At 72.8% G+C, this 23,003-nt stretch carries 19 protein-coding genes; 10 read left to right on the plus strand and 9 right to left on the minus strand.

Features of this window, described 5'->3' with window-relative positions:
* Window positions 1–174: 174 nt before the first annotated feature.
* The 7 genes from ACZ5GH_RS18495 (at window position 175) to trxA (ending at window position 10,799) form a co-directional block, all read left to right on the plus strand.
* Window positions 175–2,712 carry a DUF6049 family protein gene (locus ACZ5GH_RS18495; protein ID WP_387751964.1) on the plus strand — a complete coding sequence of 846 codons (2,538 nt, stop codon included), beginning with the start codon at window positions 175–177 and terminating at the stop codon, window positions 2,710–2,712.
* Between the two features lie 57 nt (window positions 2,713–2,769).
* Complete coding sequence (murJ, locus tag ACZ5GH_RS18500; protein WP_464334789.1) at window positions 2,770–5,244, plus strand: murein biosynthesis integral membrane protein MurJ; 2,475 nt, start codon at window positions 2,770–2,772, stop codon at window positions 5,242–5,244.
* Window positions 5,245–5,547: 303 nt separating this feature from the next.
* Window positions 5,548–7,494: a protein kinase family protein gene (locus ACZ5GH_RS18505; protein ID WP_464334790.1), complete on the plus strand. Its 1,947-nt coding sequence runs from the start codon at window positions 5,548–5,550 to the stop codon at window positions 7,492–7,494.
* 41 nt (window positions 7,495–7,535) lie between these two features.
* Window positions 7,536–8,240, plus strand: a complete 705-nt coding sequence (gene sigM / locus ACZ5GH_RS18510) for an RNA polymerase sigma factor SigM (RefSeq protein ID WP_464334791.1) — start codon at window positions 7,536–7,538, stop codon at window positions 8,238–8,240.
* Complete coding sequence (locus ACZ5GH_RS18515) at window positions 8,237–9,202, plus strand: hypothetical protein (protein ID WP_464334792.1); 966 nt, start codon at window positions 8,237–8,239, stop codon at window positions 9,200–9,202. The genes sigM and ACZ5GH_RS18515 overlap by 4 nt, the downstream gene beginning before the upstream one ends.
* 173 nt (window positions 9,203–9,375) lie before the next feature.
* Window positions 9,376–10,341 carry a thioredoxin-disulfide reductase gene (gene trxB, locus ACZ5GH_RS18520; RefSeq protein WP_387751949.1) on the plus strand — a complete coding sequence of 322 codons (966 nt, stop codon included), beginning with the start codon at window positions 9,376–9,378 and terminating at the stop codon, window positions 10,339–10,341.
* Between the two features lie 131 nt (window positions 10,342–10,472).
* A complete protein-coding gene (gene trxA, locus ACZ5GH_RS18525; RefSeq protein ID WP_387751947.1) occupies window positions 10,473–10,799 on the plus strand; it encodes a thioredoxin in 327 nt (108 codons plus the stop codon).
* Window positions 10,800–10,878: 79 nt separating this feature from the next.
* Here the strand turns inward: trxA and ACZ5GH_RS18530 are convergent, their stop codons facing one another.
* The 9 genes from ACZ5GH_RS18530 to rpmH all read right to left on the minus strand — a co-directional run bounded on the left by ACZ5GH_RS18530 (window position 10,879) and on the right by rpmH (window position 17,609).
* Window positions 10,879–11,496, minus strand: coding sequence for a GNAT family N-acetyltransferase (locus ACZ5GH_RS18530; RefSeq protein WP_464334793.1), 618 nt, complete (start codon window positions 11,494–11,496; stop codon window positions 10,879–10,881).
* Window positions 11,497–11,628: 132 nt separating this feature from the next.
* Window positions 11,629–12,687 carry a ParB/RepB/Spo0J family partition protein gene (locus ACZ5GH_RS18535; protein WP_387760615.1) on the minus strand — a complete coding sequence of 353 codons (1,059 nt, stop codon included), beginning with the start codon at window positions 12,685–12,687 and terminating at the stop codon, window positions 11,629–11,631.
* Entirely contained in the window at window positions 12,684–13,757 is a 1,074-nt protein-coding gene (locus ACZ5GH_RS18540; protein WP_387760616.1) for a ParA family protein, read from the minus strand. The genes ACZ5GH_RS18535 and ACZ5GH_RS18540 overlap by 4 nt, the downstream gene beginning before the upstream one ends.
* Window positions 13,758–13,902: 145 nt before the next feature.
* Window positions 13,903–14,721, minus strand: a complete 819-nt coding sequence (rsmG, locus tag ACZ5GH_RS18545; protein ID WP_387760617.1) for a 16S rRNA (guanine(527)-N(7))-methyltransferase RsmG — start codon at window positions 14,719–14,721, stop codon at window positions 13,903–13,905.
* Between the two features lie 159 nt (window positions 14,722–14,880).
* On the minus strand, window positions 14,881–15,411 hold the full coding sequence (locus ACZ5GH_RS18550; RefSeq protein WP_387760618.1) for a Jag family protein: 531 nt from the start codon (window positions 15,409–15,411) through the stop codon (window positions 14,881–14,883).
* A gap of 82 nt (window positions 15,412–15,493) precedes the next feature.
* Window positions 15,494–16,660 carry a membrane protein insertase YidC gene (gene yidC, locus ACZ5GH_RS18555; protein ID WP_464334794.1) on the minus strand — a complete coding sequence of 389 codons (1,167 nt, stop codon included), beginning with the start codon at window positions 16,658–16,660 and terminating at the stop codon, window positions 15,494–15,496.
* Window positions 16,657–17,028: a membrane protein insertion efficiency factor YidD gene (gene yidD / locus ACZ5GH_RS18560; protein ID WP_387760620.1), complete on the minus strand. Its 372-nt coding sequence runs from the start codon at window positions 17,026–17,028 to the stop codon at window positions 16,657–16,659. The genes yidC and yidD overlap by 4 nt, the downstream gene beginning before the upstream one ends.
* Entirely contained in the window at window positions 17,025–17,453 is a 429-nt protein-coding gene (gene rnpA / locus ACZ5GH_RS18565; protein ID WP_387760621.1) for a ribonuclease P protein component, read from the minus strand. Before rnpA ends, yidD begins: the two co-directional genes overlap by 4 nt.
* Before the next feature lie 18 nt (window positions 17,454–17,471).
* Window positions 17,472–17,609: a 50S ribosomal protein L34 gene (gene rpmH, locus ACZ5GH_RS18570; RefSeq protein WP_030059672.1), complete on the minus strand. Its 138-nt coding sequence runs from the start codon at window positions 17,607–17,609 to the stop codon at window positions 17,472–17,474.
* A 354-nt stretch (window positions 17,610–17,963) separates the two neighbouring features.
* Between rpmH and dnaA the strand changes: the two genes are divergently transcribed.
* The 3 genes from dnaA (at window position 17,964) to gnd (ending at window position 22,971) form a co-directional block, all read left to right on the plus strand.
* Window positions 17,964–19,820 carry a chromosomal replication initiator protein DnaA gene (gene dnaA, locus ACZ5GH_RS18575; RefSeq protein WP_464334795.1) on the plus strand — a complete coding sequence of 619 codons (1,857 nt, stop codon included), beginning with the start codon at window positions 17,964–17,966 and terminating at the stop codon, window positions 19,818–19,820.
* A 974-nt stretch (window positions 19,821–20,794) separates the two neighbouring features.
* On the plus strand, window positions 20,795–21,925 hold the full coding sequence (dnaN, locus tag ACZ5GH_RS18580; protein WP_387760623.1) for a DNA polymerase III subunit beta: 1,131 nt from the start codon (window positions 20,795–20,797) through the stop codon (window positions 21,923–21,925).
* A 170-nt stretch (window positions 21,926–22,095) separates the two neighbouring features.
* The gene (gene gnd, locus ACZ5GH_RS18585; protein WP_316522219.1) at window positions 22,096–22,971 is read left to right on the plus strand and encodes a phosphogluconate dehydrogenase (NAD(+)-dependent, decarboxylating); all 876 of its coding nucleotides are present in this window, start codon (window positions 22,096–22,098) and stop codon (window positions 22,969–22,971) included.
* Window positions 22,972–23,003 lie beyond the last annotated feature (32 nt).

Here is a 23,003-nt window from a genome sequence, read left to right on the forward strand (position 1 = left end):
GTCTCGGGCACCGGACAGGGGATGCGGTGCCGCGTGCCGCCGCCACCCGCGGAACTCCGGCGGCGGCGGTGCCGGACGAACGGTTCCAAGAGGGTCAAGCGAAGAGCGTCGGGCGGACCGCGCCGGACGGACAGCATCAGCAGCGAACGATCGAGAACGGCGAGGGCGAAGCGAGTGAGCGAGCCGGCACGGCACTCGGGCCTGGGGGCGCACCGACAGCCTGGACGGGCCGAGCGCCCCGCCGGGGGGCGCCATCGGGCGCGCCGCGCGGGCCTGCGCCTGGCCGCCGCATGCGCGGCCGCCCTGACCCTCCTCACCGCCGCCCCGGCCGGTGCGCTGCCCGCCGGCGGCAACGTCCGCCCGGCCGCCGACTCCTCCGGCACGGCCGAGTTCCCGGTGGTGATGACCATCGACACACTGAGCCCGCAGGTGGCCACCCCGAACGGCATCGTGACCATCACCGGGCAGGTCACCAACGCCGGCAAGTCGGCCGTCAAGGGCGCCCACGCGGCCGTCCGCAAGCCGTACAAGCCGCTGGACCGGCGCAACGACCTGGCCATCGTGGCCGACCGCGGCACGCCGGACAGCAAGGACGGCGTGGAGCTGGACAGCCCGCAGTACGCCCTGCCCGAGCTGAACCCGGGGCAGAGCCAGCCGTACACCCTGAGCGTCGCGGTCAGCGACCTCGGGCTCTCCGCCGGCGGCGCGTACGAGCTCGCGGTGGACGCCTGGGGCGGGACGGCCGACAACCCGCGCGACCGCGCCCTGGGCATCGCCCGGACCTTCCTGCCGTACAACCCGGCCGCCGAGGCGCAGCCGACGAAGGTCGCCACGGTCTGGCCGCTGGTGCACCCGCCGGTGCTGGCCGCCCAGACCGTCGCCGGCAGCGACAGCGACCAGCCGGTCCCGGTGCTGCGCGACGACAGCCTGGCCACCGAGTTCGCCCCGGGCGGCCGGCTGTACGAGCTGGTCGACACCGGCGCCAAGCTGAACGGCCTGACCTGGGTGGTCGACCCGGACCTGCTGGACGCCGCGCTGGCGATGACCAAGACCTACCGGGTGCAGAAGCCGGGCACCGAGGGGTCGGGCAAGTCCGCCAAGGACGACAACACCATCCAGGTCCAGGGCGGCTCGCCCGCCGCCGTCGCCTGGCTGGACAAGCTGCGGGCCGCCGTCGCCAAGCCGGGCAGCCAGGTGGTCGCGCTGCCGTACGCCGACCCGGACCTCGCCTCGATCGCGCACAACGGCTCCGACCTGGCCGGGATGACCACCGCCCTGAGCAAGGCGGCCACCGCCGGCCGGCTGACCGTCGAGGGCCGGCTCGCCGTGGACACCCGCTCCGACGTCGCCTGGCCGTACCAGGGCCACGTGGACCAGCAGATCGCGGCCCTCGCCCAGCAGTCGGGCAGCGGGCTGGTGCTGGTCAACGGCGGGAGCATGCCGGAGCCGGACTCGCTCAACTACACCCCGACCGCGGTCCGCCCGATCGGCAACGGGCAGAGCGCCGTGGTGGCCGACGAGACCGTCTCCGCGCTGTTCTACCAGGACCTGAGCAGCCCCCAGGCGCAGACCCGGGCCACCCAGCGCTTCCTCGCCGAGACCTTCGCGATCACCCACGAGCAGCCGCAGAACCAGCGCGGGCTGCTGGTGCTGCCGCCGCGGGAGCTGAGCGCCGCCAACGCCAAGGCGCTGGCGAGCGCCCTGCAGACGGCGGACGGCAAGTGGATCTCCTCGGTCAAGCTGGACACGGTGGTGCAGTCCGCGGCCGACCCGAAGGCCAACACCGCCGTCCCGGCGCCCACCGACTACCCGACCCAGTCCCGCGCCTCGGAGCTGCCGGCGGCCGACCTGAGCCGCACCGACGACATCCAGCACGACCTGGACACCCTGATGCGGGTGCTCACCCTGCCGCAGCGGGTGCGCGGCCCGTTCAGCGCCGCGATGGTCCGCTCGCTGTCCACCGAGTGGCGCAGCCGGCCGCCGGCCGGGAGCGCCTACCGCGCCGGTGTCACGGGGTACCTGAAGGAACTGACCAACGCCGTCCAGGTGCCGAAGAAGAACAGGGTCACGCTGGCCGGCAACACCGGTCTGCTCCAGGTCAGCGTGCGCAACGACCTGACCCAGACGGTCACCAACCTGAAGCTGGTGCTCACCTCGGCCCAGCCGAACAGGCTGCGGGTGAGCAAGGAGGAGGAGCTGGTCCTCCCGGCCTCGCAGAGCGTGACCCTCCGCTTCAACGCCGAGGCGCACAACAACGGGCCGGTCGCGATGACCGCCCAGCTGTGGACCACCGGCCCCGACTCCAGGCCGTACGGCGAGCCGCAGAAGTTCCGGGTGGAGGTCACCTCGGTGACCAACGGCGTGCTGTACGTCTTCGCGGGCGCCGGCCTCCTGCTGCTGCTGGCCGCGCTGCGCTTCGTGCGCCAGCGCAAGCGCCGCGGCGGGCAGCCGCACGAGGACGGCGACCAGCCGGTCGGCGACGGCCCGGCGGCGGGCGACGGCGGAGCGGCGGGGAGCGCTCCGCGGCCCGCGGCGGACGGTGCCGAGGGGGGCGCCGCGCAGGAGTCCGCCGCGGATCCCGCCGGGGCCCCGGCACCGGACGGGACCGGCGGGACGGACGACACCGCTGGTGGCGGTCCCGCGCAGACACCGCGCGGCAGCAGCCCGGATGGCCGGGATCGGGCCGCCAGTGATGAGAAGGTTGGTCCTTGACACCGCCGACCCCCAGCACCGCCGGGCCGGTCTCCCCCACGACAGCGAAGAGGTGACATGACCGGGCGCAGCGAGGAGCGGCCGCCGGGCCGCGGTGAGAGCCGGCCGGGTGCCGAGTCGCCGTCCGGCGACTGGTACGTGGCCGACACCTACGCCCAGGACCCGTACGCGGCGGACGCGTACGGGCACCCGCAGGACGGCCAGGACCCGTACGGTCTGCGGGCCGCTCGGCCCGCCGCGCCCCAGCCGCCGGCCGCCGCGTACGACGTGCCGCCGCAGCTGCCGCCGCAGGGCGGCGGCTACCCCACGCCGGTGCCGCCGGCCCCGTACCAGGCCCCGGAGCGGTTCCCGGAGCAGTTCGCCGCGCCGGTGCCGCCGGTGCAGCCCGGCTGGGACGCCCCGGCGCCGGCCGCCTGGCCGCAGGGCCAGGCCCCCGCGCAGGCCGCCGGGGGCCACTGGGGCGGCGTCGAGCAGCCCCGGCCGCAGTGGGAGCCGGGCCCGGCGCACTCCGCCTGGGACACCGAGACCACCGAGTACGTGGGGGTGGACGCGCTGTTCGGCGGCGCTCCGGCGCAGGCCGCGGCCCAGCCGCCGGTCCCGCCGCCCGCCCCGGCCCCCCAGCCGGGCCCGCCGGCCGCCCCTGGGGCCGGCCCCGCGCCGTACCCGGCGGCGGGCGGCTACCCGGGGCAGCCGCAGCACGGCGGCGCTCCGGGCGGGCAGCACCACTTCGTGCCGCCGATCGAGTTCGACCCGCCGCTCTCCGAGGAGGAGGCCACCCTGCAGGTGGCCGCCGTCGCGGTGCCCCCGGCGGTCGAGCCGCTCGCGGACGTCGCCGCCGAGGAGCGGGCGGCCGGGCAGGCGCCCGGGCCGGCCAAGTCGGCCGGCGGCGGCAAGGTCTCCAGCCTGCTGAACTCCAGCGCGATCATGGCGGCCGGCACGCTGGTCTCCCGCGGCACCGGCTTCGTCCGGACCATGGTGATCACCGCGGCCATCGGCGTCGGCGTGATGGGCGACTCGTACAACGCGGCGAACACCCTGCCGACCCTGCTGTACATCCTGATCGGCGGCGGCGCGCTGAACGCCGTCTTCGTGCCGCAGCTGGTGCGCAGCATGAAGAACGACGAGGACGGCGGCACCGCGTACGCCAACCGGCTGCTCACCCTGGTGATGGTCGGGCTCGGCGGCGTGGTCTTCCTGGCCGTGCTCGGCGCACCCGTGCTGGTGCAGCTGATCGCCCACCCGATGATGGCCAACCCGGAGCGCGCCGAGACCACGGTGGCGATGGCGCGCTACTGCCTGCCGACCATCTTCTTCATGGGCATCCACGTGGTGATGGGCCAGATCCTCAACGCCCGCGGCCGCTTCGGCGCGATGATGTGGACCCCGGTCCTGAACAACATCGTGGTGATCTTCACCTTCTCCGCCTACATCTGGGTCTACGGCGGGTTCGGCACCACCCACGTCACCCCGGAGGGCATCTCCCCCGAGGGCGTGCGGCTGCTCGGCCTCGGCACCCTGATCGGGCTGGTCGTCCAGTCGCTGGCGATGATCCCGTACCTGCGGGCCGCCGAGTTCCGCTTCCGGCCCCGCTTCGACTGGCGCGGACACGGCCTGGGCAAGGCCGCCCGGCTGGCCAAGTGGACGTTCTTCTTCGTGCTCGCCAACCAGGCCGGCTACCTGGTGATCACCCAGCTGTCCACCAAGGCGGGCGACGCCGCGTCGGCGTCCGGCCACGGCGGCGTCGGCCTGGCCGCGTTCTCCAACGCGCTGCTGATCTGGCAGCTGCCGCAGGCCGTGATCACCGTCTCGATCATGAGCGCGGTGCTCCCCCGGCTCTCCCGGGCGGCGGCCGACGAGGACGCCGGCGCGGTGCGCGACGACATCTCCCACGGGCTGCGCACCACCGCGGTGGCGGTCGTCCCGGCGGCCTTCCTGTTCCTGTCGCTCGGCCCGGTGGTCGGCCGGTCGATCTACGCGGTCGGCGGCAACGACACCGTCCTGAACGACGCCACCAACATCGGTCTGATGCTCTCCGCGTTCGCGCTGGGCCTGATCCCGTACTCCGCCCAGTACGTGATGCTCCGCGGCTTCTACGCCTACGAGGACACCCGCACGCCGTTCTCCAACACCGTCTGGGTCGCGGCCTGCCAGGCGGGCTTCGCGCTGCTGTGCTGGCTGGTGCTGCCCGCCGAGTGGACGGTGACCGGCATCGCCTTCGGCTACGGCCTGGCCTACGCCATCGGGGTGATGGTCGCGATGCCGAAGCTGAAGAAGCGGATCGGCGGGCTGGACACCAAGCGGATCGGCCGGACGTACAGCCGACTGGCCGCCGCCTGCGTCCCGGCCGCCCTGGTCGGCCTCGGCGCCAGCCTGGGCGTCCAGCAGGTGCTCGGCGGCTGGGCGGGGAACGTCCTCGCCCTGGTCGTGGCCGGCGGCCTCCAGCTGGCGGTCTTCGTGCTGGTCGCGAAGCGCCTGCGGATCGAGGAGCTCAACTCCATGCTGGGCATGGTCCGCGGCCGACTGGGCCGCTGACCGTCCGACCACCGGCCGGACGAGCGGGCGCCCTGACCGGGCGTCAACCGGAGCGCGGCGCTCCTCCGCTCGTCCGGCCGAGTGCTGGAGCACCGGTCGGTTCGGGTCCGCCCGACCGCCGGATGGCGACCCGGTGTCGGATCTGCACCACATCTCTCCACCCGTATGCAACCGAGCGGGCGCCTCAGCGGTCGTACCCGGTGGAGAAGAGTGGGCACAATTGTCCTGGAGCACAGGGCCGCCGACCCTACGGCTCCAGCGACTCTCTCAGGCCGGGGCGACACAAGGGGAGGCAGGACCACGGTGGCTGATGGCACCAAGGCGGTCGTCGACACGTCAGCAGCTGACGCGGCGACGGACGAGGCCGCGCTGGCCGCGGCGATCGACGAGCTCGCGGGCTCGGAGGACGCCGCCGGGAGCACCCCCGCGGACGCCCGCGAGGACGCCACCGCCCCCGGGCGCACCGAGGCGGACGAGGAGGAGGACGGCGCCCCGGACACGGGCCAGGGGTCCGCCGGCGGCGAGGAGACCTCGGAGATCACCGCCCCGCTCTCCGTCCAGGAGCTCCGCGCCGAGCTGGCCGCCGGCTCCCCCGGGAAGAAGCCCGCCCCCGAACCCGCCCGCCCCGCGCGCCGCCCCACCGACCCGCAGCCCACGGTCGACCCGCGCGACACCGCCACCCTCCCGCGCACCCTCCCCGCCCCGCAGCGCCGCAGCGGCGACATGATCGGCCACCGGTACCGGCTGGAGGAGTGCATCTCCCAGACCGAGACCTTCAGCAGCTGGCGCGCCGTCGACGAGAAGCTGCGCCGGGCGGTCGGTGTCCACCTGATGGCCTCCGGCCACCAGCGGGCCCGCAAGGTGCTGGCCGCGGCCAAGTCCGCCGCCCTGCTCGGCGACCCGCGCTTCGTCCAGGTGCTGGACGCCGTCCACGAGGGCGAGCTGGTCTACGTCGTGCGGGAGTGGCTGCCGCACTCCTCCGACCTGGCCAGGCTGCTGGCGAACGGCCCGATGGAGCCGCACGAGGCGTACCAGATGGCCCGCCAGGTCGCCGACGCCGTCGCGGCCGCCCACCGGCGCGGCCAGGCCCACCTGCGGCTCACCCCGCGCTGCGTGCTGCGCACCGACAGCGGCCAGTACCGGATCAACGGCATCGCGGTGGACGCCGCCCTGCGCGGGCTGCCCGCCGAGGACGCCGAGGACGCCCAGCGGGCCGACACCCGCGCGATCGGCGCACTGCTGTTCGCCGCGCTCACCCACCGCTGGCCGTACCCGGAGGACCGCTACGACCTCCAGGGCCTGCCCAAGGGCCTCCAGAACGCCGCGCCGGACCAGGTCCGCGCCGGCGTCCACAAGGGCCTGTCCGAACTCGCCGCACGGGCCCTGTTCGACCAGCCGCCGCACCACGCCGAGCCGATCACCACGCCGGAGGAGCTGGTCCGGGTGATCGCCCGGATGCCCCGGATCCGCCAGCCCGAGCCGGAGCTGCCCGCCTTCCCGACCCCGCCCCGGCACAACACCCACGCGCTGCCCACCGCGCCCAACCCGGCCCGGGTGGCCGACACCAGCGTCGCCCCGCTGCCCGCCTCGTCCCGCCCGACCTCCTCCCGGCGCGCCCGGCGGCGGCTGCGCCGGGTGGTCAAGGCCACCGCCTGGACGGTCGCCCTGGGCGCCATCGGCGTCGCCTCCTGGCAGTTCGTCGACAGCCTGCGCCACACCGGGTCGGCCACCGCGTCACCGCTCCCGTCGGTCAGCAGCAGCAGCACGCCCAGCCCGCAGGCCAGCACCCACAACCCGGCGCCGATCACGATCAAGGGCGCCCAGTCGTACAACCCGCTGGGCGAGGGGTCCGACGGGAACGCCGCGAAGGCCGTCGACAACGACCCGAGCACCACCTGGAACACCCAGTGGTACAACGACCAGTTCGGTACCAAGCCGCCCGCCCTCAAGTCGGGCACCGGCCTGATCATCGACCTCGGCTCGTCGCAGACGGTCTCCTCGGTGGCCGTCCAGTTCGTCGGCGAGCACACCGCGGAACTGCGGGTGCCCACCGCGGCCGCCGCCGCCAACCCGTCGCAGGCCCGGCCGGAGGGCTTCACCGTGGTCGGCAAGCAGACCGGGACCAACGTCGAGTACGCCCTCGACGCCCCGGTCACCACGCGCTACCTCTTGATCTGGCTCACCGCCCTGCCGAAGGATAACGTCGGCCACTACGTCGGCCAGGTCGCGGAGGTCAAGGTCTCCGGCTGACCGGCACCGGCGGACCCGGCACGACGGCGAGGGGTCGAGGGGTGACAGGAACGGACGACGACGCGGCGCTGCTCGCCCGGCACGTCGCGGGTGACCCGGAGGCCTTCGGCCTGCTGGTGGACCGCCACCGCGACCGGCTCTGGGCGGTCGCCCTGCGCACCCTGGGCGACCGCGAGGAGGCCGCCGACGCCCTCCAGGACGCCCTGGTCTCCGCCTTCCGCGCCGCCGCCGGCTTCCAGGGCCGCTCCGCGGTCACCACCTGGCTGCACCGGATCGTGGTCAACGCCTGCCTGGACCGCGCCCGGCGCACCGCCACCCGCCGCACCGCCCCGCTCGACGAGGACCCGCAGCGGCTGGACACCCTGGTCGGCACCGCCGAGCCGGCCGACTCCCCGGTGGTCCGGGCCGAGCTGCACCGCGAGGTGACCGCCGCGCTCGCCGAACTGCCCGCCGAGCAGCGGGCCGCGCTGGTGCTGGTCGACATGCAGGGCTACCCGGTGGCCGAGGCCGCCGAGCTGCTGGGCGTCCCGGTGGGCACCGTGAAGAGCCGCTGCGCACGCGGCCGGGCCCGGCTCCTCCCGCTGGTCCGCCACCTGCGCGAGCCGGGTGTTCCACGTGAAACACCACCCGCCCCCGGCGCGGTCCCGCCACGCCGGAACGCCGCGGGGAACCCGAAGCGCCCCGGCCCCGTCACAGGGACGAGCACCGGTCGGACGGTCCTGGAAGGAGACGCGAGCACCCGATGAACGCCCACCCCTCCTTCCCCGACCCCGCCGACGACCACCCGCCGGTCGAGCGCCTGGCCGACCTCGCCGAGGGGCTGGTCGACTCCCCGGAGACCGCCGGGGTACTGCGGCGGCACCTGGACGGCTGCGCCGAGTGCCGGGAGACGGTCGACGCGCTCGCCGAGGTCCAGGCGCTGCTCGGCGACGTCGAGACGCCGCCGATGCCGGCCGACGTCGCCGCCCGACTGGACGCCGCGCTGGCCGAGGCCGCCGAGCGGGCGCAGGAGGCCGCCGCCGCGGCCGACCGACGGCCCGAGGCCCCGGCCCGGCCAGCAGCCGCCGCCACGGCACCCGCCACGCCGCCCTCCGCCGTCCCCTCCCGCCCCGCCGACCGCGTCGGTGACCGGCCCGCCGGCCGGTCCGGCTCCGCGACCGGTCCCGGCCGCGCCCGCGCCCGCGCCCGCCGACGGCGGTTCGCCCTGCTGCTCGGCACCGCCGCCGCCCTGGCCGCGCTCGGGCTCGGCGGACTGCTGCTGAAGCACCCCGACGACCGGTCCGGCGCCGTGACGGCCAGCGCGGGCGGTGCCCCGACCACCACCTCCGACAGCCACGACGCCCGCGCCCCGCACACCGCCGTCGCCGGCACCGACTACCGCGAGGACGCGCTCGCGGCCCAGGTCCAGCAGTTGCTGGCCCGCTCGGAGAACACCCCCGGGCTGTGGGCCACCGGGCCCGCCACGGCCGAGGGCGCCCTGCCCGCCGACGGCGCCCGGCCGGAGCCCGAGTCCCCCTCCCCGACCGGATCGGACTGCCCGGCCCCCGCCCCCGGCACGCCGCTGGCCACCGACCGGGGCGGCTACCACGGCGCGCCGGTCGACGTCCTGGTCTACCCGCTGCCCGGCCGGCCCGGTCTCGTCGACGTCTACCTGCGCTCCCCCGGCTGCGGTCCGGTCCTCCTCCACCAGGCCGTTCCCAGCCACTGACCGACGGTTCCCATGCGATCCACGCCGACGGCGGCACGCCGCTTCCGGAGTTCGGGCGCCTGGTACTGATCCGCCTGGGAATGCGAGACACTGGTCAGTCGTTGTCCCGGGCGGCGGAGCAGGACCGCCCTCCCCGCAGCAAACGCGGGTCGCGATGCGAACCAGGAGAAGCAGTGAGCGACGTCCGTAACGTGATCATCATCGGTTCCGGCCCCGCCGGCTACACGGCAGCGCTCTACACGGCCCGTGCCTCCCTCAAGCCGCTGGTCTTCGAGGGGGCCGTCACCGCCGGTGGTGCGCTGATGAACACCACCGAGGTCGAGAACTTCCCGGGCTTCCGGGACGGCATCATGGGCCCCGAGCTGATGGACAACATGCGGGCCCAGGCCGAGCGCTTCGGCGCCGAGCTGATCCCCGACGACATCGTCGCGGTCGACCTCACCGGTGACATCAAGACCGTCACCGACTCCGAGGGCAACGTGCACAAGGCGCGCGCCGTGATCGTCACCACCGGCTCCCAGCACCGCAAGCTCGGCCTGCCGAACGAGGACAAGCTCTCCGGCCGCGGCGTCTCCTGGTGCGCCACCTGCGACGGCTTCTTCTTCCGCGACCAGGACATCGCGGTGGTCGGCGGCGGCGACACCGCCCTGGAGGAGGCGACCTTCCTCTCCCGCTTCGCCAAGAGCGTCACGATCATCCACCGCCGGGACACCCTGCGCGCCTCCAAGGCGATGCAGGAGCGCGCCTTCGCCGACCCGAAGATCCGCTTCGAGTGGGACAGCGCGGTCGAGGCCATCCACGGCGACCCGAAGCTGAGCGGCGTCACCCTGCGCGACACCACCACCGGCGAGACCCGCGAGCTGGCCGTCACCGGCCTGTTCATCGCGATCGGCCACGACCCGCGCACCGAGCTCTTCAAGGGCCAGCTGGACCTGGACGCCGAGGGCTACCTCAAGGTCGAGGCCCCCTCGACCCGCACCAACATCCCCGGCGTGTTCGGCGCCGGCGACGTCGTGGACCACACCTACCGCCAGGCCATCACCGCCGCCGGCACCGGCTGCTCCTCCGCCCTGGACGCCGAGCGCTACCTGGCCTCGCTCGACGACCTGGAGGCCAAGGCCGCCGCCGTCGCGGTCTGAGCCCCCTCCCCGCTCCACCCCGCGGGGGTGTTCCACGTGAAACACCCCCGCCCCGGCCGGGCAGAAACAGAACGGGCCCATCCGTTGTTCTCCTGGCAGCAGCCCCCTCCGTCCGATCCCGAGGAGTTCCCGTGGCCGGCGCCACCACCACCGTCACCGACGCGACGTTCGAGAACGACGTCCTGAAGAGCGAGAAGCCCGTACTGGTCGACTTCTGGGCCACCTGGTGCGGCCCGTGCCGCCAGGTCGCCCCGGTCCTGGAGGACATCGCGGCCGAGCACGGCGACAAGATCACCATCGCCAAGCTCGACGTGGACGCCAACCAGCAGACCGCCGCGCAGTACAACGTCATCTCGATCCCGACCCTGATCGTCTACAAGGACGGCGAGCCGGTGAAGTCCATCACCGGTGCCCGTCCGAAGGCCGCGCTGCTGCGCGAGCTGGCCGAGTTCATCTAGGCGCTCCGGACGTCGACCACACGGCGGCGGGGCTCCCCATCGAGGGGGAGCCCCGCCGCCGTCGTCGTTCCGTCGGCTCCTAGAAGGGCCGCAGCGCCGGCTCCTTGCGCCCGCCGCCCAGCAGCCGCTCCAGCGCCCCCTCCACGTCGCCCCGCCAGGAGAGCGTGGTCCTGGCCTCCAGCCGCAGCCGCGGATAGCGCGGGTGCGGCCGGACGGTCTTGAAGCCGACCGCGAGCAGGTGGTCGGCCGGCAGCACGCAGCCGGTCGGCACCCGCCCGGCCGAGCCGAAGGCCTCGATCGCCCGCACCCCGCGCCCGATCAGGTCCTTGGCCACGGTCTGCACCAGCACCCGGCCGAGTCCCTGGCGCTGGTAGCCCGGCAGCACCCGGCTGACCATCAGCTGGACGGCGTCCGGCGAGACCGGGCTGGTCGGGAAGGACTGTGAGCGGGGGACGTAGGCGGGCGGTGCGTACAGCACGAACCCGGCGGGCCGGTCGTCCACGTAGACGATCCGGCCGCAGGAGCCCCACTCCAGCAGCACCGTGGAGATCCACCCCTCCTTCTCCAGCTCCGGCTTGCCCGACTCCACCGCCTCCTTCGCGCTCACCGGGTCCAGCTCCCAGAACACGCAGGAACGACAGCCGGTCGGCAGGTCCCCGAGGTTGTCCAGCGTCAGCGGAGCGATCCGCCGTCCCATGGCCGCACCTCCTCCTCCCTCTCACGGTCGAGCATTCCCCCACGAACGCCGAAGGGTGCATGTTTCACGTGAAACAGCGCTCACGTGGAACACGCACCCTTGGGTCGTCGCCCTCGGCCGCGCCGGTCCGGCTCAGCCCTGCGACAGCCGCAGACCGTCCTCGCCGGGCGCCATGCTGTCCAGGATCCGGTTCAGGTCCTCCACCGAACCGAACTCCAGCACCACCTTGCCCTTGCCCAGCTTGCCGCCGCGCTGCGACACCTCGACCTTGACCCGGGTGTCGAAGCGGTCGGACAGCCGGCTCGCCAGGTCGGTGAAGGCCGGGGAGTTCAGCTTGCCCGCCTTGGGCGCCTGGCGCCTGGGCTTCTCCTCCAGCTTCATCACCTTGACGATCTCCTCGATGTTGCGCACCGTGAGACCCTCCGCGATGATCCGCTTGGCAAGCCGCTCCTGCTCGTCGGCGTCCGGCACCCCGAGCAGCGCCCGCGCGTGGCCGGCCATCAGCGTTCCGGCCACCAGCCGGCGCTGGACGGACGGCGTGAGCTTCATCAGCCGCAGGGTGTTGGAGACGTACTCGCGCGAGCGGCCGATCCGGTCGGCCAGCTCCTCGTGGGTGCAGGAGAAGTCGCGCAGCAGCTGGTCGTAGGCGGCCGCCTCCTCCAGCGGGTTCAGCGCGGCGCGGTGCAGGTTCTCCAGGAGGGCGTCCAGCAGCAGCTTGTCGTCCTCGGTGGCCCGGACGATCGCCGGGATCCGCTCCAGCCCGGCCTCCCGGGAGGCGCGCCAGCGGCGCTCACCCATGATCAGCTCGAAGCTGTCGATGCCGACCTGGCGCACCACGATCGGCTGGAGCAGACCGACCTCCTTGATGGAGGTGACCAGCTCGGCCAGCTTGTCCTCGTCGAAGACCTCACGCGGCTGGCGCGGGTTGGGCGTGATCGCGTCCAGCGGCAGTTCCGCGAACCGCGCACCGGTGCCCTCGACCGCCTCGGCCGCGCGGGACGCCCGGGCGGCGACCGTCCCCCGTCCGTTCGGCAGCACCGGTACCGCGGTCGGCGAGACCGCGCCGGTCGTCACCACCGAGGCCGGTGCGGGCGCGGCCGTCGCGGGCTGCGCCGCCGCCCCGCCGACCGTCGGCGGGGCCGACGGGAGCAGTGCCCCGAGCCCCTTCCCCAGACCCCTGCGACCACTCACTGATGACCCTCCGTCGTGCCGTGCTGTGCCGCCTGGGCGCCGTGCCCCTGCTGGCCGTCCCGCTGCTGACCCACCAGCGATCCGTTCTGGCCCACCGCGCGCAGCGCGAGCTCGCGGGCGGCCTCCAGGTAGGAGAGCGCCCCGGTCGAACCCGGGTCGTAGGTGAGCACCGTCTGCCCGTAACTGGGCGCCTCCGAGATGCGCACCGAGCGCGGGATCGCCGTGCTCAGCACCTCTTGCTGGAAGTGGGTCCGGACCTCCTCGGCGACCTGGGCGGCCAGCCTGGTCCGGGCGTCGTACATGGTGAGCAGGATGGTCGACACGTGCAGCTCGGGGTTGAGGTGCGCGCGCACCAGCTCGACGTTGCGCAGCAGCTGGCCGAGGCCCTCCAGCGCGTAGTACTCGCACTGGATCGGGATCAGCACCTCCCGGCCGGCGACCAGGGCGTTGACCGTCAGCAGGCCCAGCGAGGGCGGACAGTCGATCAGGATGTAGTCGAGCGGCTGCTCGTAGGCGGCGATGGCGCGCTGGAGCCGGCTCTCCCGGGCCACCAGGGAGACCAGCTCGATCTCGGCGCCGGCCAGGTCGATGGTGGCGGGGACGCAGAACAGCCCCTCGACGTCGCGCACCGGCTGCACCACGTCGGCCAGCGGCTTGCCCTCCACCAGGACGTCGTAGACGGACGGCACCTCGGCGTGGTGGTCGATGCCGAGCGCGGTGGAGGCGTTGCCCTGGGGGTCGAGGTCGACGACCAGGACGCGCAGGCCGTGCATGGCGAGCGAGGCGGCCATGTTGACGGTGGTGGTGGTCTTGCCGACCCCACCCTTCTGGTTGGCGACCACGATCACCCGGGCGGCGGCCGGCCGGGGCAGTCCCTCACCCGCTCGGCCGATCGCCCGGACCGCGGCCTGGGCAGCCCGTGCGATGGGCGTGTCGTCGATCTGGTCGACGGTCTCCGAGTCCTGCATGGGGGTCAGTGTTTCACGTGAAACCGGAGCGGCAACAGTCACCGCCCGGTCGCGGCGGAGGATGCCCGGGAGCAATGAGCGACGTTTCACGTGAAACACCATGCCCGCTATGTCGGAAATCTGACGTTGCGACACTCCGGTGTCCCCCCGTCGGCCCGGCCGTCACCTGAACGACAGCGGGCGGACGCTCCTCCCGTTCAGGAGGCCCGTCCGCCCGTCGTCGTCAGGTATCCGGTGTCACCCGGGATCAGCGGCTACGGCGCCGCCCGCCCCGGCCGCGCTCGCCGTTGCGGACGGTCGCGTTGCGGCCCGCCCGGGCCGCCTTGGCGCGCCGGGTGGCCGCCTTCACCCCGCCGGGGCTCTCCCCCGCCTTCACCTGGACCACCCGGGTCGAGGTCTCCAGGGTGCCCTCGCCGACGGCGATGACGGTCCACTCGACCGCGCCCAGCTTGGTCAGTCCGGCCCGCGAGTCGGCCAGCTCCTGCTCGGCGCTGTCCCCCTTGAGCGCCAGCATCTGCCCGTGCGGGCGCAGCAGCGGCATGCCCCAGCCCGCCAACCGGTCCAGCGGCGCCACCGCCCGGGCGGTCACCACGTCCACCGCGAGCTTGCCGACCATCTCCTCGGCGCGGCCGCGCAGCACCGTGACGTTGTCCAGCCCCAGCTCCCGGACGACCTCCTCCAGGAAGGTGGTCCGGCGCAGCAGCGGCTCCAGCAGCGTCACCGAGACGTCCGGACGGGCCAGCGCCACCGGGATGCCCGGCAGGCCGGCCCCGGAGCCGACGTCGCACAGGGTGGTCCCGGCGGGCAGCAGCTCGGCCAGCACCGCGCAGTTCAGCACGTGGCGGTCCCAGAGCCGGGGCACCTCGCGGGGCCCGATCAGCCCGCGCTGCACGCCCGCCGAGGCCAGCAGCTCCGTGTAGCGGACCGCTGCGTCGTAGCGCTCCCCGAAGACCTCCCGGGCGACCGCCGGCGCCTCGGGCAGCTGCCCCAGCTCGCCGGCCCGCCCCTCAGCGGCCGGGTCCACGTCCGCCCCCGGCCGGCCGGCAGCCGCGTTCTCCGTGTCCATCTCGACCTCTCCGATCCCCGGATCCACCGACCCGCTCAACGCACTGTTTCACGTGAAACAACCCAGAAGGGACGACGACCCCGCCCGCACGAGGCGGACGGGGTCGCGTCCGGTGAAGCTCTCCGGCCGCCGCGGCGACCGGTCGTCGGCCTGTCGGCCTCAGACCGGCAGCACGACCACGAACCGCTGGGGCTCTTCGCCCTCGGACTCGCTGCGCAGACCGGCCGCGGCGACCGCGTCGTGGACCACCTTGCGCTCGAAGGGCGTCATCGGCCGCAGCTTGACCTGCTCGCCGGTGCTCCTGGCCTGCTCGGCGGCCTTGGCACCGAGCACCGCCAGTTCCTCGCGCTTGCGGGCCCGGAAGCCGGCAATGTCCAGCATGAGGCGGCTGCGCTCGCCGGTCTCCCGGTGGACAGCCAACCGGGTCAGCTCCTGGAGCGCCTCCAGCACCTCGCCGTCCTGGCCGACCAGGCGCTGGAGCGCGCGGTCGTTGCCGTCACTGACGATGGAGACCAGGGCACGGTCGCCCTCGACGTCCATGTCGATGTCACCGTCGAGGTCCGCGATGTCGAGCAGACCCTCCAGGTAGTCCGCCGCGATGTCGCCCTCCTGCTCCAGGCGGGAGATGAGGCTCTCGTCGGCGCTGGCGGCGACCTCGGCCTCGACGGCGGAGGTGGTGCCTTCCGTCACTGATGGACTCCTTCGGAGATGGGCCCGTCTGTCGGGCCGGGGACGAAGCTCTTCGCGGCTGTCACAACGGGCTCGGGACCGGTCAGGACTTCTTCTTCGGCCGCTGGCCACCGCGCTTCGGCTGCTGCCTGGTGCCCTGGCGGGTGGCGGCGGGCTTGGCCGCGGCCTGCTTGGCGGCCGGCCGGCCCGTGGACTCGGCGGGGGCGGAGTCGGCCGGAGCGGTGTCGGCGGGCTCCTCGGCCGGGGCCCCGTCCTTGCTCAGCTCGGTCGGCTGACCGGCACCGCCCTGCTGACGCTGCGACTTGCTCTGCCGACGGGGCTGCTGGCGGCGCGTCTGCACCGACTCCTCGACCACCGCGGCGGCGCTGGCAGCCTCGCTGACGGCCGTCTTGGACGGGGGCAGCATGCCCCAGAGCGCGCCCTTGATCTCCGTACCGTCCGGACGCAGCCGACCGGCCTTCTTCAGGCGGGCCTGCCGCTCCTCGAAGGCCTTGCTGCCCGGGGTCGGGTTGTTGTGGATGACGATCAGCTGCTGGCCCATCGACCAGACGTTGGTGGTCAGCCAGTAGACCAGGACACCGACCGGGAAGTTGATGCCCATCACGGCGAACATGATCGGGAAGACGTACATCAGCATCTTCTGCTGCTGCATGAACGGCGTCTTCACCGTGAGGTCGACGTTCTTGGTCATCAGCTGGCGCTGGGTGATGAACTGCGACAGCGACATCAGGATGATCATCACCGCGGTGACGATCTTGACGCTGGTCTCGGGGCTGCCGACGAAGGTCGCGGAGAGCGGGGCACCGAAGATGTGCGCCTTGCCGGCGCTCACCAGCAGGTCGCCGTGGATGACGCCGATGTCCTCGCCCTTGGCGACCTTGGCGAGCACGCCGTAGAGGGCGGTGAAGAACGGCGCCTGCACGAGGATGGGAAGGCAGCTGGAGAACGGGTTGGTGCCCGCCTCCTTGTACAGCTTCATCATCTCTTCGGACTGGCGCTGCCGGTCGTTCTTGTAGCGCTCCTGGATGGCCTTCATCTTCGGCTGGATCGCCTGCATGGCCCGGGTCGCCTTGATCTGCTTCACGAAGAGCGGGATCAGGCAGATCCGGATGACGACCACCATCGAGGCGATGGCGAGACCCCAGGCCCAGCCACCGTCCGGGTCGAAGATGTTGCTGTACAGCGAGTGGAACTGGACGATGATCCAGGACACCGCTGTGTACAGGGGATTCAGGAAGGAGAAGGTCACCGGTCAGGCTCCTTGGACAGGTGGATCGGCCGCACGGGGCCAATGGTCGCCGGGCCCTCGGGGTCCGGACCGGCGGAAGTGGCGGTCACCGGGTCTCCGGTGGCGGACCGGCTCTTCAGCCAGTCTCGCAACCGCCGGTGCCATACCGGATGCTTGCGCGGCGGGACGTGATCGACCCCGCCGGGCGTCCACGGATTGCAGCGCAGGATTCGCCACGCGGTCAGTCCGCCGCCCTTGACCGCCCCGTGCACCTTCACGGCCTCGTAGCCGTAGTGCGAGCAGGAGGGGTAATAACGGCAGACCGGACCGAGCAGTGGGCTGATCGTCCACTGGTAGACCCTGATCAGGCCCATCAGCAGGTACTTCATCGCCCTGCTCCCGTCGGCGCCGTGGCGGCGGGCTCCGTCCTCAGCAACCGTTTCAGTGCCGCGTCCAGGTCACGTTCGAGGTCCTGGTACGAGGCGGTCGCGGCCTGGGGCAGCGCACGCACCACTATCAGGCTACCGGCGGGCAGCCTGGACAGACGATCACGAACGAGGTGGCGCAACCGGCGCTTGACCAGGTTGCGGACGACCGCCGGGCCAACGGCCTTGCTCACGACGAAACCCGCACGCGCCGAAGGAGTCCCCTCGGCGACGTGCGGGCGGAAGTCGCTGGTCCCGTCGGTCTGCCCCTGCGGGTCACCGTCTCTGCTGAGATGGACGACCAGAAGGGGCCGGCCGGCCCGGCGACCGCGTTTCACCGCGGTCGCGAAGTCCTGGCGCCGCCGCAGCCGATTCTCGGAGGGCAGCACAACAGACTCTGGCGCGGATCAGGCGGACAGGCTGGCGCGGCCCTTGCCACGGCGGGCGGCCAGGATGGCGCGGCCGGCGCGGGTACGCATACGCAGCCGGAAGCCGTGGGTCTTCGCGCGACGACGGTTGTTCGGCTGGAAGGTGCGCTTGCTCACTCGGGGGCTCCTGAGGTGAATCGTAGGATGACGGGGGGTCGCTTGGCCGTCACCGTGCGTCCGCGTGATCTCCCCTGATTCGGAAATCCGGCCCATCGCCCCAGTTCGGCTGGGGTCTGAGGCAATCCACGGCGCCCGTGCTGCGCGCCTTATGGAGCGGGTGGACCCGCGGACATGCGGCAGCGGCCATCGACAACTCGACCTGGTTACGGTACGCGGGACGGGGCGCGAGGGTCAAACCAGCCCCTCCCGGCCCCCGGTTGCCCACAGCCTGTGGACAACGACTTGATCCGGCTCTGTTCGCTGACTACCGTTGCAGAACTTGTCTGGTTTGTTCTTGGAAAGCGTGCACCAGTGGCTGATGTCAACAGCGACCTCGTCCCGGTCTGGGCCAGGGTCGTCGAGCGGCTGGTCAGCGACCCCGATGTCGGGGAGATGGACAAGCAGTGGGTGCAGCGCACCCAGCCGATGTGGATGATGCACGACACCGCCCTGCTGGCGACCCCGAACGAGCGGGCCAAGCAGGTGCTGGAGGGCCGGCTGCTGCCACAGCTGACCGACGCCCTCAGCCGTGAACTCAGCCGCCCGGTGCGGATCGCCGTGATGGTCGACGCCAACGCGGTGCCGACCACCCCCGCGGCCGCCGCCCAGGCCCCCGCCGAGCCCTACCCCGGCCCGGCCGAGGAGGACGCCCCCGACTACAACGGCCAGGGCTACCAGCAGCCGTACGAGCACGGCCGGCCCTACGAGCAGGACTACGAGCGCCCCCGCTACGACACCGGCGGCTACGAGCAGCGCCAGGCCCCGTACGGCGGCCCCGGCGGCGGACCGGGCTGGCCGGCCTACCAGGAACAGGGCGGGTACCAGGAGCAGAGCGGGTACCAGGAGCAGCCGCCCGGCTACCGCGATCCGGAGGAGGCCGCGCCCCGTCCGGCGCCGCGGCCCGTCCCCGGCCCGCCCGCGACCACCCAGGGTGACCTCTTCGGCGGCGCCTACGGCCCCGGCCCGAACGAGCAGCCCCGCGCCGGTGCCGGCCGCCGGACCGGCGGCTCCCGCCCCTCCGGCGGCCGACCCGCGGAGAAGTCGGCCCCGGAGCGCTCCGCCGAACGCCCCGGCGTCCCCGGGGTGCCGGCCCCGCCCGGCGCTCCCCCGGCCGGCGGCTCCCGCAAGGACGAGCCGGCCGCCCGGCTGAACCCCAAGTACCTGTTCGACACCTTCGTCATCGGCGCCAGCAACCGCTTCGCGCACGCGGCGGCGGTGGCGGTCGCCGAGGCCCCGGCCAAGGCGTACAACCCGCTCTTCATCTACGGCGAGTCCGGGCTGGGCAAGACCCACCTGCTGCACGCCATCGGGCACTACTCGCGCAGCCTCTTCCCGGGCACCCGGGTGCGCTACGTGTCCTCCGAGGAGTTCACCAACGAGTTCATCAACTCGATCCGGGACGGCAAGGCGGACACCTTCCGCCGCCGCTACCGGGACATGGACATCCTGCTCGTGGACGACGTCCAGTTCCTCGCGAGCAAGGAGTCCACCCAGGAGGAGTTCTTCCACACCTTCAACACCCTGCACAACGCGAACAAGCAGATCGTCCTCTCCTCGGACCGGCCGCCCAAGCTGCTGACCACGCTGGAGGACCGGCTGCGCAACCGCTTCGAGTGGGGTCTGATCACCGACGTCACCCCGCCGGAGCTGGAGACCCGGATCGCGATCCTGCGCAAGAAGGCGATCCAGGAGCAACTGAACGCTCCCGCCGACGTGTTGGAGTTCATCGCGTCCCGGATCACCCGCAACATCCGGGAGCTGGAGGGCGCGCTGATCCGGGTCACCGCCTTCGCCAACCTCAACCGGGCTCCGGTGGACCTGGAGTTGGCCGGGATCGTCCTCAAGGACCTGATCCCGGGCGGGGACGAGGACGCCGGCCCGGAGATCACCGCGCAGGTCATCATGCAGCAGACCGCCGCGTACTTCGGCCTGGGCGTGGACGACCTCTGCGGATCCTCGCGCAGCCGGGTGCTGGTGACGGCCCGGCAGATCGCGATGTACCTCTGCCGGGAGCTCACCGACCTCTCGCTGCCGAAGATCGGCGCGCAGTTCGGCGGCCGCGACCACACCACGGTGATGCACGCGGACCGCAAGATCCGCTCGCTGATGGCCGAGCGGCGATCGATCTACAACCAGGTCACCGAACTCACCAACCGCATCAAGAGCTAGCGGCACCGCGCGGACCGCGTCGAGCCCGCGGCACCGCACAGCGCGACCCCGGGGCAGGCCCTTCAGGGCGTCAGGAGCGATCCTGACGCCCTTTTCGCGTCTCCACAGGTGTGCGGCGCGCGCCGGCTGGGCAGGGATGCCGTCGACGGACGGACCGCCAGTCCACAACCCGCGCCGAACAACTGACCGGTGATTCGAAACCCGGGGGCGCGCAAGGCCGTTGTCCACAGGACCGGCACCTTCTCCACCGTCCACAGGGTGGGGAGTGCGGAGTTATCCAGAATTCGTCCACAGGCCCGTCACCGCTACGCTCTTCGGCGCAGGTCAGGTGCCTGTGGACTTGTGCACAACGGTTATCCACAGGGTGTGGACAATTGACGGGCCGCCACTGGGCCGTCCGGGTTGTCCACCGGTTGTCCCCAGGCGGAGGGCGGTTATCCCCAGGTTGTCCACAGCGGCGTCCACAGTTCGACAACCGTGGGCTGGCGTTCATACCCTGGTGTGAAAGGCGTCACGAAAAGTTGACCGGCGCCCGTGGATAACCGGGCCCGGATCTGGGGACAGCCCTGGGGATAACCTGTGGATACCCTGCGTGCCCTGTGGGTAACGCTCGGCTGTCCACAGCGAGGCCTGCCCGTCCACAGCCGCCGTCCACAGTCCCTGTGGACAAAATTCGGGCTCTGACCTGCGGAAACGGGGTTATCCACGGTTTCCACAGGCCCTACTACTACCACTACACATTTAGACCCGGGACTTGCTTTCAAAGTGGGTGGGCCCCGAATCTGTGGACAACCGGTCTCCGACAACCGTTCGAGTCGCTTCCGCCCGTCTGCCCCGTCTGTCGGCGGAGTACGTCAGACTGTCCTTGCGACTGGAAGCGGAGCGACCCAGCTCGGCGGACAGCCCGAACCGACGATCAAGACCAGACGAACCAGAGTGCGAGCGGGAGCGCTCGATCCAGGAGGCGGTTACCGGTGAAGTTCCGGGTGGAGCGTGACGTCCTCGCGGAGGCGGTGGCCTGGGCTGCCCGCAGCCTCCCGGCACGGCCGCCGGTGCCGGTGCTGGCCGGCCTGCTGCTGACCGCGCAGGAGGGCAGCCTGGCGCTGTCCGGCTTCGACTACGAGGTCTCGGCCCGGGTCGAGCTGGAGGCGGACGTCGAGGAGGCCGGCACCGTCCTGGTCTCCGGCCGGCTGCTGAACGACATCTCCCGCAACCTCCCCAACCGCCCGGTGGAGATCTCCACCGACGGCCAGCGGGTCAGCGTGGTCTGCGGCAGCTCCCGCTTCACCCTCCCCACCCTCCCGGTGGACGAGTACCCCGCGCTCCCCCAGATGCCGACCGCCACCGGCACCGTCGCCGGCGACGTCTTCGCCTCGGCCGTCAGCCAGGCCGCGGTCGCCGCCGGCCGCGACGACACCCTCCCGGTGCTCACCGGCGTCCGGGTCGAGATCGAGGGCGACCGGATCACCCTGGCCGCCACCGACCGCTACCGCTTCGCCGTCCGCGAGCTGCTGTGGAAGCCCGAGCAGTCGGACATCTCCGCCGTCGCGCTGGTCCCGGCCAAGACCCTCCAGGACATCGCCAAGTCCCTGGGCAGCGGCGACACCGTCTCCATCGCGCTCTCCTCGGGCGGCGCGGGCGAGGGCCTGATCGGTTTCGAGGGCGCCGGCCGCCGGACGACCACCCGGCTGCTGGAGGGCGAGTTCCCCAAGTTCCGCAGCCTGTTCCCGACCGAGTTCAACGCGGTCGCCGCGATCCAGACCCAGCCCTTCCTGGAGGCGCTCAAGCGCGTCTCGCTGGTCGCCGAGCGCAACACCCCGGTCCGCCTGAACTTCGAGGAGGGCGTGCTCACCCTGGAGGCCGGCTCGGGCGACGACGCCCAGGCCACCGAGCGGATCGAGGCCTCCCTGGAGGGCGACGCCATCTCGATCGCCTTCAACCCGGGCTACCTGGAGGAGGGCCTCAAGGCCATCGACTCCCCCTACGCCCAGCTCAGCTTCACCACCCCGACCAAGCCGGCGCTGCTCAGCGGCAAGGTCTCGGTGGACGCCGAGGAGGACAAGGCCTACCAGTACCTGATCATGCCGGTCCGCCTCTCCGGCTGATCCCCCGGATCCGACCGTCCACAGGCTGTGCACACCCGCTGTGCACAGCCTGTGGACGTCTCCCCCGTCCGGCCCGACCGCCGACGGGTGGGCCCGCTCCAGCGCGTAGGCTCAAGGAGCGCGGCAACGGCGCCGCCGGCAGGCACGTCACCACAGGTAAGGACTTGGTCATGGAGCTCGGCCTCATCGGTCTCGGCAAGATGGGCGGCAACATGCGCGAGCGGATCCGCCGCGCCGGCCACACCGTCATCGGCTACGACCGCAACCCGGACATCTCCGACGTCGAGAGCCTCCAGGAGCTCGTCACCAAGCTCCAGGGCCCGCGCGTGGTCTGGGTCATGGTGCCGGCGGGCGCCGCCACCCAGGCGACCGTCGACGAGCTCGCCGAGCTGCTCTCCCCCGGCGACGTGGTGGTCGACGGCGGCAACTCCCGCTGGACCGACGACATCAAGCACGCCGAGGCGCTGGCCGCCAAGGGCATCGGCTTCGTGGACTGCGGCGTCTCGGGCGGCGTCTGGGGCCTGGAGAACGGCTACGCGCTGATGTACGGCGGCGACGCCGAGCACGTCGCGAAGGTCCAGCCGGTCTTCGACGCCCTCAAGCCCGAGGGCGACTTCGGCTCGGTGCACGCGGGCGCGGTGGGCGCCGGCCACTTCGCCAAGATGGTCCACAACGGCATCGAGTACGCGATGATGCAGGCCTTCGCCGAGGGCTGGGAGCTGCTGGAGGCCGCCCCCGAGGTCACCGACGTGCGCGAGGTCTTCCGCAGCTGGCAGGAGGGCACCGTCATCCGCTCCTGGCTGCTGGACCTGGCCGTCCGCGCCCTGGACGAGGACGAGCACCTGGCCAAGCTGCGCGGCTGGGCCGCCGACTCCGGCGAGGGCCGCTGGACCGTCGAGGCCGCGATCGACCACGCCGTGCCGCTGCCGGCGATCACCGCCTCGCTGTTCGCCCGCTTCGCGTCCCGCCAGGACGACTCGCCGCAGATGAAGATGATCGCCGCGCTGCGCAACCAGTTCGGCGGCCACGCGGTCGAGTCCAAGTAACCAGCAGGTCCTCCACAAGAAGGCGGGCGCAG

The sequence above is a fragment of the Kitasatospora sp. Xyl93 genome (assembly GCF_055383135.1).